Here is a 12,660-nt window from a genome sequence, read left to right as displayed (position 1 = left end):
CGTTAAGGAACGGCACGTCAATGGCGCAGCTGAGAGGTAAAGCCCACCGCTATATGAAGGCTGAAGGTTAACAGGGAAGACGCAAATATCTACAATACGGCAAAGTAGCCTTCCTGTCTACCCCAGATCGTCCGTGATTGCAAGCACCGTTGCTGCAGGCACCTAAGCGGCGGGCGCCACAGGCATCCACCAGCCGCGCAACCCGAAGCTTCAGCAGGCATCCCCCGCCAAAGAGCTCCTGCAAAAGAGATGGAATGCAGCGGAAGGCACAACCGTTGAAAGGGTAGGCTGGCGCACGCCCCGCGATAGCCTTGCACCACCACTCCCGGATCGGAAGAGAGACCATGACCAACTCCGCTGACGACAATGACGTTGTCATCCTTGCCGCTTCCCGTACCCCACAGGGTCGACTCAACGGCCAGCTGGCGGGCTTCACCGCCGTCGACCTTGGTGCACATGCCATCACCGCTGCCCTGGCCGCCAGCGGCGTGAAAGCCGAACAAGTGGACGCCGTGATCATGGGGCAGGTGCTCCAGGCCGGAGCGGGCCAGAACCCGGCCCGTCAGAGCGCTATTGCCGCGGGCGTTGGCTGGAATATTCCAGCCTTGACCATCAATAAGGTATGCCTCTCCGGGCTCACTGCCGTCATTGATGCCGCGCGGATGATCCGCAGCGGTGACGCCACCGTAGTGGTGGCCGGCGGCCAGGAATCCATGACCCGGGCACCGCACCTCCTGCCCGGCTCCCGGCAGGGCTGGACCTACGGTGCCATCCAGGCCTTGGACGCAGCGGCCCACGATGGACTTACGGACGCATTCGACGGACAGTCCATGGGTTTGTCCACAGAAACCAAGAACCTCACCCTTGGCATTGACCGCAAGGCACAGGACGAGGTTGCTGCTGCCTCCCACCAGCGTGCCGCTGCCGCCATCGCGGACGGAACGTTCGACGTCGAAATTGCTCCGGTGAAAGTCAAGCAGCGCAAGGGCGATCCGCTGGTCCTCAGCGCGGATGAAGGCGTCCGCCCCAACACGACAGTGGAAACCCTGGCGCCGCTCAAGGCCGCGTTTGCTACCGACGGCACCATTACGGCAGGAAACTCCTCTCCGCTGTCCGACGGCGCCTCCGCGCTGGTACTGACCAGCCGCCGTTTCGCCGAAGACAACGGCCTGGAATACCTGGCCGTTGTGGGGAAGCCCGGCCAGGTTGCCGGCCCGGACAACTCACTGCATTCCCAGCCTTCCAACGCCATTGCCCAAGCGCTGAAACGGGCCGGCTGGACGGCAGAGGACCTGGACTTCATTGAAATCAATGAAGCGTTCGGCTCCGTGGCGGTCCAATCCCTCAAGGACCTGCGTTATCCGCTGGAGAAGTGCAATATCCATGGCGGCGCCATTGCCCTGGGCCACCCCATCGGGGCGTCCGGCGCACGCCTCGCGCTGCATGCAGCCCACGAACTCAAACGCCGGGGTACGGGCAAAGCCGCAGTGTCGCTGTGCGGCGGTGGCGGCCAGGGTGAAGCCCTTCTCCTGTACCGCGACTAATAAGATCTTCGAACCAGGACTGGTGGGAAACGTTGTGAATGAACCTGTGACGGACGGCGCTGAGAGGTTCCTGTCCGATGCCGCCGCGCGCGGACTGGACGTTGACGTCGTCGAGCGTCCCGCAGCGCGCAGCCTCGAAGAAGCTGCCGGAATCCTGGGCATCAGCCCTGCGGATATTGTGAAGTCGTTGGTGGTCAAGCACCGGGATGGCAGCTTCCTGTTCGCACTGATTCCCGGGGACCGCCAGATCTCGTGGCCGAAACTGCGGGCACTGGTGGGTGTCAACAAGCTCTCGCTCCCCCACGCCGACGTCGCCCTGGCCGCCACAGGATACGAGCGGGGAACCATCACGCCCTTGGGCAGCACCACGGCCTGGCCCGTGTACGCCGACGCCACCATCAGCGGGCGTCGCATCTCCATGGGCGCAGGTGCGCACGGCCGGAGCGCTTTCGTGGACGCGGACGCCCTCACCGCCGCACTGGGCGCAGTAGTAGCGGACATCAGCGAACCCAACTAGCTCGCAATTGAGCGCGTTTTGAGCCGTCAAAACGCGCTCAACTGCCACCTGCTTGGGTGCGGTTAAACGCAGGAAGCCCCGCCCGGTTCCTTTGTCGGAACGGGCGGGGCTTCCACAAGCAAGACGAGTTACTTGAGGGTAACCGTTGCGCCAGCTTCTTCGAGCTGAGCCTTTGCCTTCTCGGCAGCTTCCTTGGTGGCGCCTTCGAGAACAGCCTTCGGTGCGCTGTCAACCAGGTCCTTGGCTTCCTTGAGGCCGAGGGAGGTGATGGCGCGAACTTCCTTGATCACTGCGATCTTCTTGTCGCCAGCAGCTTCGAGAACGACGTCGAATTCAGTCTTCTCTTCAGCAGCTTCAGCAGCACCGCCGGCAGCGGGGCCGGCAACTGCAACAGCAGCAGCCGTAACTTCGAAGGTCTCTTCGAAGAGCTTGACGAACTCGGAGAGCTCGATGATGGTCAGTTCCTTGAAAGCTTCAATGAGCTCTTCGTTGCTGAGCTTCGCCATGGTGGCGTCCTTCCATTAGTTGGTGCAGATGCGGACCAGGCCGCTCCATGCACCGGAGTTTGATTGGGGGGAGAACTTAGTTCTCTTCGGTTGCAGCTTCAGCGGCTTCGGCCGGAGCCGCAACCTCTTCAGCAGCAGCCTCAACAGCAGCCTCTTCAGCCGGAGCTTCTTCAGCGGCCGGTGCAGATGCGCCGCCCTCTTCTTCAAGCTTGAGGCGCAGGGCGTCGATGATACGAGCAGCAGCGGATGCGGGAGCCTTGAGGACACCAGCAACGCGTGCAAGCTGCAGTTCGCGGGACTCGAGGGCTGCCAGTGCGGCAACTCCTGCTGCGTCCAATGCCTTGCCTTCGAAGACGCCGGTCTTGATAACCAGCTGCTTGTTGGCCTTGGCAAAGTCCGTCAGGCTCTTGGCAGCAGCAACAGCGTCACCCTTGATGAAGGCGATTGCAGTAGGGCCGGCGAGCTGATCGTTGAATGCTTCAACTCCAGCTTCCTTGGCTGCAATGGCACTCAGGGTGTTCTTGACGACCGAGAACTTGGTGTCCTGGCCGAGCGCAACACGCAGTTCCTTGAGCTGTGCAACAGTGAGCCCGCGGTATTCGGTCAGGACAGCCGCGTTCGATTCCTTGAAATCGTTGGTGATCTCTGCAACTGCGGAGATCTTGCTAGGCGTTGTCATAACCCTCCTTCCGGGGAATAAAGCCGGTCTTCCGGGTCCCCGCTCACGAGAGCTAAAACTAAAAACGCCCCGCGCAGATGCACGGGGCTTGGCTCAACACAGACTGAATCCGTGGAGACTTGCTTCGTTCACCTGCGCCGGCCGCCCTATGTTCAGGGTCCTTCGTCAAGGAATTCACTTTAGCCTCAAGGGCGTAGCTGCAGAATTGAGCTTCGCTCGAAAGAGTGGATTCCCATCAACCGACGGTCTTTGGTATTTCAAGGTTACGGGAGAGTGTTCCCCAAACCAAATCGACGGCGGTACTAGTCCGACGACGTCGTGTCCTTGCCCCGTCCGGGAAGTTCCTTCTGCCAGAGTCCGGTGACGCCCGCCGTCGTAAATCCCAATTGCTTGTTCACTGTGAGGAGGTAGCGGTTCTCGGGCGCGTTCCACGTGTAGATCACCCGGGCATCAGGGAACTGCTCGCTGAGCCGTTCCATGTTGGCCACCTTGATCAGCAGGCCCAGCTTGTTGCCCCGGTGTTCCTGGAGGACCAAGGTGTCGTCTTGGAAAACCACGTCCTGGCGGTGCGCCAGGACGCTGATGGTGGTCAGGCCCACCAAACGTCCGCTCTCACTATGCTCGACGGCGGTGACCACCGTGCGTCGTCCCTGCGCCAGGGCTGCGTCTTCTGTTTCACGCAGGACAACGGGATCGAACACCATGCCGCTTGCCTCGACCTCGGGGGCATCTTCTTCCCCCTCATCGCGGACCACCTCGCCGGCAGCATTTTCCAACTCCGCCACGGCTTCAAGCCACGGTTCAGGGCAGCGGTCCGTCCAGTGGTGCAGGACATAGCGGCCGCCATTGGCTTCCTCGGCCTCCACCTGCAGGTCGCCCACCAGTTTGGAGTCGAGGGGCAGGACGCAGGAGCTGAACTGCTCAATGTGCTGCAGGGTGTAGCCGGCACGTTTGGCAAAATCCACTTCCCTGCTGCTCACGGGAATAAAGCCCGCACCGCTTCCAGGGATCAGCTGGTCCTCGGGGACCTCAGTCAGTGATGTTGCAGGATGGTTGGTGTCCACCAGGATCATGGTCCTGCCCTCTGCCCGCGCCAGTTGTTCGGCGGCTTCAAGCAATTGCCGTCCGACGCCCTGGCTTTGATACTCAGGCAGGATATCCAAGGTGAATTCGGCCAGGTCCATGTTGTCGGCCAGGGGCAAGGCAATATCCACGGTGCCCACAATGGCGCCATCGACCTTGGCCACCAGGATGATCTGGCGCTCATAGGGATCGGAGAACTCCAGCAGCTTCTCCAGGGGTGTGTAGGCGAGGTCGTCGCTCCCCCAGGTCTCCATGCGTACCCGTCGGCCTACTTCCACAGCGTCCAGGAAATCAGCGGCGTCGGGGCTGTCCAGGGTGTCAGGCACCCACAGCTGCTCGACGTGAACGGTCTTTGCCTCGTCTACAGTCATCCCAGCCGTTTCTGCCATTCGCCTTCAAAGCCGGAGGGCTTGAATCCCAGGGCGTTATTTATGGCCAGCATATGCCGGTTTTCATTGGCGTTCCATGTCATCACCGACGTGGCGTCAGGCCAGAGGTCCCTTGCGCGACGAAGATTGGCGATCTTGACCAGCATCCCCAAGCGGTGGCCACGGTGTCCAGGGGCCACCAACGTGTCCTCCTGGTAGATCACTGCAGGCAGGGCTGCGCGATGTGTCAGGACTGTGTAGGCAGCCAGCTCACCAGTGGCGTCGTGCCGGGCAACCGCCACCACGGGGTCAACACCGCCCGCCCTCCAGGCGGATTCTTCCTGGCGTACCCGGGCGGCATCCCAGTCTTCACCCTCCCAGCCCAACCCGGCGATGGGCACTTCCGTGCTCATGAGGCTCTTGAGTCGCGCGAAGACGTCCACCAGTTGGTCCGGGCACCGGTCCTGCCAGGCGATGACGCTGTACCCGGCAGCCCGCTGCACAGCTTCAGACTCGAGCTCCCGCAGAATCTCCTCCCCGACCGGGAAGGGCAGCGTGCTGTTTGTTTCCACCTGTTCCAGCGAGTACCCATGATGGAGGGCGAAAAGGGTGGATGCGGAATCCAGCGGCACACCGCCGGTGCCGGACTTGGCCTCCAGCAACCGGGCCCGTTCCGTGGCCGGCCCGAGTGGCTCCTCGCAGTACCCGTCAAGGGAGATGCGGCCTCTTCCACGCGCCAGTTCCTCCACAACGCCAAGGATGGCGGATCCAAACCCGCGCCGCCGGAAAGGTGCGGCGACGATGACGTCCACGCCCGCCGTCGTCGTGTTTTCCCTCAGTGGCAGTGTCAGCGTTCCCCGTCCCACCACGTCACCATCGAGATAGGCCAGGAACGCCTGCCGCTCCTCGTACTCACTCCCCCGCCAAAAGACAGCTGCTTCAGCCAACGTGGGACAACGGTCCCGGTTGCCCCAGAGCTCCAGCTGGTGGGCAATGTCCAGCCCATGGAACGCATTGAATTCCGACTCATCGTCACCAGGCTGCGCAGGCACGGGGATCCGTTCTACGGACAGCCCGCCAGGGATGGAAGGGTTCGACGACGACACGCACCACAGCCTACGGCGCACCACTGCCGGTGAACAGGGAACAAGGCAAAAAAGGACCGCCCGGCATAGCCGGACGGTCCTTTATCAGAGCCAGTGCTCGCGAAGCTTACGCGTCGGTGAGAACCTTGGTGACGTTCGGGTCAACGGTGATGCCCGGACCGAACGTGGTGGCAACGGTAGCCTTCTGGATGTAGCGGCCCTTGGAAGCGGACGGCTTCAAGCGAAGCACCTCTTCCAGTGCAGCTGCGTAGTTCTCGGCCAGCTTGTTGGCGTCGAAGGAAACCTTGCCGATGATGAAGTGCAGGTTCGAGTGCTTGTCGACGCGGAAGTCGATCTTGCCACCCTTGATGTCGTTGACAGCCTTGGTGACATCCGGGGTAACCGTACCGGTCTTCGGGTTCGGCATGAGGTTACGCGGGCCGAGGACCTTACCGAGGCGGCCAACCTTGCCCATGAGGTCAGGGGTTGCCACTGCGGCGTCGAAATCGGTCCAGCCGGCTGCGATCTTTTCGATCAGGTCATCGGAACCAACGAAGTCGGCGCCGGCAGCGATTGCTGCTTCAGCCTTGTCGCCGGTTGCGAAAACGAGGACGCGGGCGGTCTTACCGGTGCCGTGCGGCAGGTTGACGGTGCCACGAACCATCTGGTCGGCCTTACGCGGGTCAACGCCCAAACGGAAAGCTACCTCAACGGTTGCGTCGAACTTGGAAGGGTTGGTGTCCTTCGCGAGGGTGATGGCTTCGATCGGGGCGTAGACCTTGTCTGCCTCGATCTTGGCTACGGCTGCCTCATATGCTTTGCTGCGCTTTGCCATGCTGCTGTTTCTCCTTGTGCAGTTGTGGTCTGCGGACCGCGCTGGGCCCTGCCACAGTCGTGGATCCGGCAAGGATCCTGCGACATTTCAAATGTTTCAGATGCCGGTTGCCCGGCGGGTGAAGGCCACAATGGCCTTCGAAGACTACTAGCCTTCTACGGTGATACCCATGGAGCGGGCGGTGCCGGCGATGATCAGGGCAGCAGCCTTGATGTCGTTGGCGTTGAGGTCTTCCATCTTGGTGGAAGCAATTTCCTCGACCTGTGCCTGGGTCAGCTTGGCAACCTTGACGGTGTGCGGGGTAGCTGAACCCTTGGCGACGCCTGCAGCCTTCTTGATGAGCTCTGCAGCCGGCGGGGTCTTGGTGATGAACGTGAAGGAACGGTCTTCGTAGACCGTGATTTCCACCGGGATAACGTTTCCGCGCTGGGATTCCGTTGCAGCGTTGTACGCCTTGCAGAATTCCATGATGTTGACACCGTGCTGGCCAAGCGCAGGACCGATCGGCGGGGCCGGGTTAGCGGCACCTGCCTGGATCTGCAGCTTGATGAGGCCGGTGACCTTCTTCTTGGGAGCCAATGTAGGGTCCTTCTCTCAATAGCTTCCTGGGGCACAGGAGCGCGTCCCAGGTTTTTGGCCGCCATGGCGAGGCGGCCGGCCGCTCCCGAACTGCTAAGCAGGCAGGACTGGAGCGAAATTTTGGAATCAGCTAGATCTTGGTGACCTGGTTGAATGCGAGCGTCACCGGGGTTTCGCGCTCGAAGATCGAGACCAGGACCACCAGGGTCTGGGACTCGGGCTTGATCTCGGAGATCGTTGCCGGAAGGGTCTCGAACGGGCCCTCCTTGACGATGACCGACTCGCCGACCTCGAAGTCGACGGCCACGGGAGCCTGGTTCTGCTTGTTGACCGGCTTGCCCTGCTCTGCCTGCTCTTCCTCGAAGACCGGGGCGAGCATGGAGAAGACCTCGTCAAGGCGCAGCGGCACGGGGTTGTGGGCGTTGCCCACGAAGCCGGTGACGCCAGGGGTGTGGCGAACGGCGCCCCAGGAGGCGTCGGTCAGGTCCATGCGGACCAGGACGTAGCCGGGAATGCGAACGCGGTTGATGACCTTGCGCTGCGCGTTCTTGATCTCGACGACCTCTTCCATGGGGACCTGGATTTCGAAGATGTAATCTTCCATGTCCAGGGTCTGGATGCGGGTCTCAAGGTTTGCCTTCACGCGGTTTTCGTAACCTGCGTAGGAGTGGATGACGTACCAGTCACCTTCCTGGCGGCGCAGCTTGCCCTTGAATTCTTCGGCCGGATCGGCCGGAGCTGCAGCAGCGGCGGCTGCCAGGTCGTCGCCGTCGGACTCTTCCGAAGCGTCGTCCTCGTCTGCAACATCGCCGGACGCGTCATCAGATTCGGCGTCGACGTCAGCTTCGAAGTCCTCTTCGGAATCATCGGCGTCGGCAGATTCGGGCGCAGCAGAATCAACCTCGGACTCTTCCGCAGCCTCAACTGCAGCGCCCTCAGTTTCTTCCAGCTCAGTCTCGTTTACCTCGAGCTCCTGCTCAGACACTTGGTCTCCTGCTTCCTCATTGCCTAACATGCCTATTTAAATGGCTCAATTCCGCAAACCCTGCAAAACTCCTGAATTACCGAGGAATTTCACACAGTTTGCGGACAGATCCGCTTAGCGGTCCGTAGCCCCTGACCCACCGAAGACCCAGCTGACTCCCGTGCCGAAGGCCAGGTCCAGAAGGGTGACGATGAGCATCATGATGGCCACGAACACCAGCACCACGAGCGTGTAATTGATCAGTTCCTTGCGGGTGGGAGCAACGACCTTCTTCAGTTCACCAATGACCTGGCGGACGAAGAGAGCAATACGGGCGAAGAAGCCACGATCGGCTTTCTTGGCGGGACGGCCCTTCGAGCTGCTGGCAGCTGTTTCGGTCACCTGGTCCTCACTCACCTTGCAAAGTCGTTGACCCGACTCTGATCAGAGCCATGGTTGCTGCGCTTGCCCCGGCGTTTCCGCCGGGACAGCTTGCGCAGGGCAGACAGGACTCGAACCTGCAACCTGCGGTTTTGGAGACCGCTGCGCTACCAATTGCGCCACTACCCTATGGATCGAATCCATGTTTCAGGCCGCACTTCAGCCTGTGGTGCTTTTCAACACCGGTGAACCAGTCTACGCAAGAATTTCGCGATAGTCGAACCGGCCCGTTTCCGGTCCCCCCAGCCCTAAAAACCTGTGATCAGCATTATCAGTCACAAAGTCCGGCAGGCACGCGGGAGGTCCGCAGAACAGCATAAGGTAGTTTACGTCGAATCCCATCATCCAGCCCACGAGCTGCCTGCGAAGAACGGTACATAGATGTCTGCCGGAACAACTACCGCCCGCATTTCACAGCGAATCTCCGCCATTGCCGAGTCCGCCACCCTTGCCGTTGATGCCAAGGCCAAGGCACTGAAGGCCGCAGGCCGTCCCGTGATCGGTTTCGGTGCCGGGGAACCCGATTTCCCCACCCCGGATTACATTGTCCAGGCCGCCATTGAAGCTGCGGGCCAGCCGAAGTACCACCGCTACTCCCCCGCCGGCGGCCTCCCTGAGCTGAAGAAGGCCATCGCAGAGAAGACCCTGCGGGACTCCGGCTACCAGGTTGACCCCTCCCAGGTGCTGGTGACCAACGGCGGCAAGCAGGCGGTCTACAACACCTTCGCTACATTGGTGGATCCGGGCGACGAGGTCATCATTCCCACCCCGTTCTGGACCACCTACCCGGAAGCCATCCGCCTCGCCGGCGGCGTTCCCGTTGAGGTCTTCGCCGGGCCGGAACAGGGATACCTGGTGACCGTCGAGCAGCTGGAAGCAGCCGTGACGGACCGGACCAAGATCCTGCTGTTCGTTTCCCCGTCCAACCCCACCGGTGCCGTTTACAGCCCGGAGCAAGTTGCGGAGATCGGCAAATGGGCCGCGTCCAAGGGCCTGTGGGTTGTCACGGACGAAATCTACGAGCACCTGACCTATGACGGTGTGGAGTTCACCTCCATCGCCACTGCCGCTCCGGAACTGGGCGACAAAGTTGTCATCCTCAACGGTGTGGCCAAGACCTATGCCATGACCGGATGGCGCGTTGGCTGGATGATTGGCCCGGCCGACGTCATCAAGGCAGCCACCAACCTGCAGTCGCACGCGACGTCCAACGTCTCCAACATCATGCAGGTGGCCGCCGCCGCTGCCCTCACGGGTCCGCTGACCGCCGTCGACGAAATGAAGGTAGCCTTCGACCGCCGCCGCAAAGCGATCGTCGCCGGACTCAACGCGATTGACGGCGTTGAATGCCCGACGCCGACCGGCGCCTTCTACGTGTACGCGGACGTCCGTGGGCTGCTGGGTAAGGAATTTGAGACTTCGAACGGTCCCGTCCGTCCTTCCACCTCTGCTGAACTCGCCACCCTCATCCTCGACGAGGTTGAGGTAGCCGTGGTTCCGGGTGAAGCGTTCGGGCCCTCCGGCTACGTCCGCCTGTCCTACGCTTTGGGCGACGAAGACCTCGCCGAGGGTGTCCGCCGCATTCAGGAATTCCTGGGCAAGGCCAAGTAAGCAACCAGCCAACGCAAACGCTCTTCCACCATCGGTAGGTGGGAGAGCGTTTGCGTTTAAGGCGCGGGATCTGAGAGAGCGATCGGGAAAACCCGACGGGAAGTGAACGAGCGTTAGAGGAGGCGGCGCTCGGCCGCCCACTTGGTGAGCTCGTGGCGGCTGGAGAGCTGCAGCTTCCTCAGGACGGCCGAAACATGGGTTTCCACGGTCTTGATGGAAATGAAGAGTTCCTTGGCGACCTCCTTGTAGCTGTATCCCCGCGCGATGAGCCTCATGACTTCGAGTTCGCGCGCAGAAAGCTTGTCCAGTTCGTCGTCCGCGATATCCGCCGGAGCAGTACCGAACGCATCCAGCACAAAGCCCGCAAGCCGCGGTGAGAAGACTGCGTCGCCATCGGCCACCCTGATCACGGCATCGGAAATCTCTTTGCCGGAGATGGTCTTGGTGACATACCCGCGGGCACCGGCGCGGATGACGGAGACCACGTCCTCGGCTGCGTCCGAAACACTGAGCGCCAGGAAACTGGTGGTTCCCAGCAACGCGGCCGATCCGGCAATGACCTCACGGCCGCCACCGCCCAGTCCGCCGGGAAGGTGAACGTCCAGGAGCACCACCTCGGGGCGGGCTTCGGCAATGACGGCGATGGCCTGCTCCACCGTTCCGGCTTCTCCCACGACGTCCATGCGGGCATCGAGATCGGCCTTCAGCCCGGACCGGAAGATGGTGTGGTCATCCACGATCACCACCCGCACCGTGCGTCCTGGACCATTCTGGGGGTTGGTGCTCATTGCTTCGCTTCTCCATTCCGGGCTTCACTGTTCCGGGTTTCACTGTTCCGTTGTTCGCCCGCGTCGCCGTTGGCGGACGGCAGGGTCAGCCGGACTTCCGTTCCGTCGCTGCTGCTGTTGATGGTCGCTGTGCCACCGTGCCGCTTCATCCGGCCAATGATCGATTCCTTGACGCCCAGCCTGTCGTCCGGAACAGCTTCCGGATCGAAGCCGGGACCGCGGTCCTTGACGAAGATTTCCGTGGTGCCCGCAGTACTCTCCACGTACACGGACACCGCTCCGCCGCCATGCCGCGCGGCGTTGAGCATCGCTTCACGGGCTGCCTGCACCATGGCCTCGTGCCGCTCCGTCATGTCGGTATCGCCCACCGCCACCACTTCTACCGCATGGCCTTGGGAGTCTTCAACCTCCGCTGCGACAGCCTTGATGCGCTCGGCCAGGAGCCCTGATTCCTTGGCTGCATCACTGAAAAGCCAGGCCCGGAGTTCGCGTTCCTGTGCCCTGGCAAGCCGTACGACGTCCTGCTCCGACCCAGCCCTGCGCTGGATCAGCGCCAAGGTCTGCAGCACGGAATCGTGCAGATGGGCGGCAATCTCGGCGCGTTCTGTCTCGCGGATGCGTCCTGCCCGTTCGGTTTCCAGGTCCTTCCAAAACTTCAGTCCCCAGGGCAGCAAAACCAGGGCAACCCCACCCAGGACGGCCACGGACGCCAGCAGCGCCAGCCAGGTCTGTTCCCACGATCCCGAGCCGGACACCATGACCAGGACGCCCGCCACCACCAGCGCCAGGCCGGCTGCCAGCCGGACCCAGCCCCCGGCTTGATCGGCTTTCGTCTTGTCCACCAGTCCGGCCCTGCGCGTTTCGTCGAGCTGCATCCAGGCGATAGCCGCACCGCCCAGGATGGCCGCAGCCGGTATGAGGGTCCCCAGGGGAACGTCGACGCCGAACTGGCGGGCAATCAGGATGGCGGCCACCAGGAGCAGGGCCGCGCCGAGAAGGATCTCCTTGCCATATTGGATACGCCGTGAGGAGAACCAGGATGCCAAGCCGCCCCCACCGCCGCTGCCCGCCCAGTCCCACGCGGCGGTGGGACTGCCAAACCCTGCAGGTTCAGCAGCGGGAACCTGACCACGGCCCACGGCGTCGCTGCCGCCCGGGACCGGATGGCCAGCAGCTGCCCCGGGAAACGGCCCGCCCACCGGGACGGAACCAAGGACAGGAGGTGCGCCGGCCGTCGATGGTGGGCATCCGGCGTCGTACGTTTTCGATGCCTGGTGACTTCCAGCGCCTGGCGTGAATCCGGCAGGCGTGGCTCCACCATTGGGCCCAGGTACGGGCGGCAGGCTTACGGCAGGAGCAATGGGCGACGCCGGACGGCGGGCATTGCGCTTGGCGCTCTCATCCGCCGTGGGAACCATGGTCCACAGCCACGCGTAGAAAGCCACGCCGGCGCCGCCGGCGAAACACGCCAGGATCATGCCAAGCCGGACGAACTTGACCGGCCAGCCCAAGTGATCTGCCAGCCCACTGCAGACGCCGGCAATCATGCGGTCGCTGCTGCGAACCAGCACGGGGCGTTGTACAGCGGTAGTCATGTACCAATCCAAACACGGATAAGGGTGACCCGGACTGGAAACCAGCGTAGTTCGGGGGTCCCTCA

The 12,660-nt window shown here is 62.3% G+C and carries 13 protein-coding genes and 1 tRNA gene; 3 read left to right on the top strand and 11 right to left on the bottom strand.

Annotated elements, in window-relative coordinates; all coding sequences use genetic code 11:
• Nucleotides 1–344: 344 nt before the first annotated feature.
• On the top strand, nucleotides 345–1,544 hold the full coding sequence (locus WBN73_RS02040) for an acetyl-CoA C-acetyltransferase (RefSeq protein ID WP_337339343.1): 1,200 nt from the start codon (nucleotides 345–347) through the stop codon (nucleotides 1,542–1,544).
• 34 nt (nucleotides 1,545–1,578) lie between these two features.
• Nucleotides 1,579–2,061 (top strand): aminoacyl-tRNA deacylase, encoded by a 483-nt coding sequence (locus WBN73_RS02035; RefSeq protein WP_242703355.1) that lies wholly within the window; start codon nucleotides 1,579–1,581, stop codon nucleotides 2,059–2,061.
• Nucleotides 2,062–2,189: 128 nt separating this feature from the next.
• Here the strand turns inward: WBN73_RS02035 and rplL are convergent, their stop codons facing one another.
• From rplL to WBN73_RS01990, 9 genes are all read right to left on the bottom strand, one after another.
• Nucleotides 2,190–2,567 carry a 50S ribosomal protein L7/L12 gene (rplL, locus tag WBN73_RS02030; RefSeq protein WP_011775604.1) on the bottom strand — a complete coding sequence of 126 codons (378 nt, stop codon included), beginning with the start codon at nucleotides 2,565–2,567 and terminating at the stop codon, nucleotides 2,190–2,192.
• Nucleotides 2,568–2,643: 76 nt separating this feature from the next.
• Nucleotides 2,644–3,246 (bottom strand): 50S ribosomal protein L10, encoded by a 603-nt coding sequence (gene rplJ, locus WBN73_RS02025; RefSeq protein ID WP_089595808.1) that lies wholly within the window; start codon nucleotides 3,244–3,246, stop codon nucleotides 2,644–2,646.
• Nucleotides 3,247–3,548: 302 nt separating this feature from the next.
• Nucleotides 3,549–4,718, bottom strand: a complete 1,170-nt coding sequence (locus WBN73_RS02020; protein ID WP_280623263.1) for a GNAT family N-acetyltransferase — start codon at nucleotides 4,716–4,718, stop codon at nucleotides 3,549–3,551.
• Nucleotides 4,697–5,803, bottom strand: coding sequence for a GNAT family N-acetyltransferase (locus WBN73_RS02015; protein ID WP_337339342.1), 1,107 nt, complete (start codon nucleotides 5,801–5,803; stop codon nucleotides 4,697–4,699). The genes WBN73_RS02020 and WBN73_RS02015 overlap by 22 nt, the downstream gene beginning before the upstream one ends.
• Nucleotides 5,804–5,909: 106 nt before the next feature.
• Nucleotides 5,910–6,617, bottom strand: a complete 708-nt coding sequence (rplA, locus tag WBN73_RS02010) for a 50S ribosomal protein L1 (RefSeq protein ID WP_090817733.1) — start codon at nucleotides 6,615–6,617, stop codon at nucleotides 5,910–5,912.
• A gap of 147 nt (nucleotides 6,618–6,764) precedes the next feature.
• Nucleotides 6,765–7,196, bottom strand: coding sequence for a 50S ribosomal protein L11 (rplK, locus tag WBN73_RS02005; RefSeq protein ID WP_011775609.1), 432 nt, complete (start codon nucleotides 7,194–7,196; stop codon nucleotides 6,765–6,767).
• A 130-nt stretch (nucleotides 7,197–7,326) separates the two neighbouring features.
• Nucleotides 7,327–8,181 (bottom strand): transcription termination/antitermination protein NusG, encoded by an 855-nt coding sequence (gene nusG / locus WBN73_RS02000; protein ID WP_089595812.1) that lies wholly within the window; start codon nucleotides 8,179–8,181, stop codon nucleotides 7,327–7,329.
• Between the two features lie 114 nt (nucleotides 8,182–8,295).
• Nucleotides 8,296–8,577, bottom strand: coding sequence for a preprotein translocase subunit SecE (gene secE, locus WBN73_RS01995; RefSeq protein WP_024817604.1), 282 nt, complete (start codon nucleotides 8,575–8,577; stop codon nucleotides 8,296–8,298).
• An 80-nt stretch (nucleotides 8,578–8,657) separates the two neighbouring features.
• Nucleotides 8,658–8,730: transfer RNA gene (locus WBN73_RS01990), tRNA-Trp, on the bottom strand.
• A 252-nt stretch (nucleotides 8,731–8,982) separates the two neighbouring features.
• On the opposite strand from WBN73_RS01990, the gene WBN73_RS01985 reads away from it, so the two are divergent.
• On the top strand, nucleotides 8,983–10,212 hold the full coding sequence (locus WBN73_RS01985; protein WP_089595813.1) for a pyridoxal phosphate-dependent aminotransferase: 1,230 nt from the start codon (nucleotides 8,983–8,985) through the stop codon (nucleotides 10,210–10,212).
• 113 nt (nucleotides 10,213–10,325) lie between these two features.
• On the opposite strand, the gene WBN73_RS01980 is transcribed toward WBN73_RS01985, so the two are convergent.
• Together WBN73_RS01980 and WBN73_RS01975 are read right to left on the bottom strand one after the other, a co-directional pair.
• Complete coding sequence (locus WBN73_RS01980) at nucleotides 10,326–11,000, bottom strand: LuxR C-terminal-related transcriptional regulator (protein WP_089595814.1); 675 nt, start codon at nucleotides 10,998–11,000, stop codon at nucleotides 10,326–10,328.
• Entirely contained in the window at nucleotides 10,997–12,595 is a 1,599-nt protein-coding gene (locus WBN73_RS01975) for an ATP-binding protein (protein ID WP_337339341.1), read from the bottom strand. The genes WBN73_RS01980 and WBN73_RS01975 overlap by 4 nt, the downstream gene beginning before the upstream one ends.
• Between the last annotated feature and the right edge of the window lie 65 nt (nucleotides 12,596–12,660).

The sequence above is a fragment of the Paenarthrobacter sp. CCNWLY172 genome, from assembly GCF_037402035.1.
In the GTDB taxonomy this organism is placed as follows: Bacteria; Actinomycetota; Actinomycetes; order Actinomycetales; family Micrococcaceae; genus Arthrobacter.
This window is presented reverse-complemented; position numbering and strand designations above follow the sequence as displayed.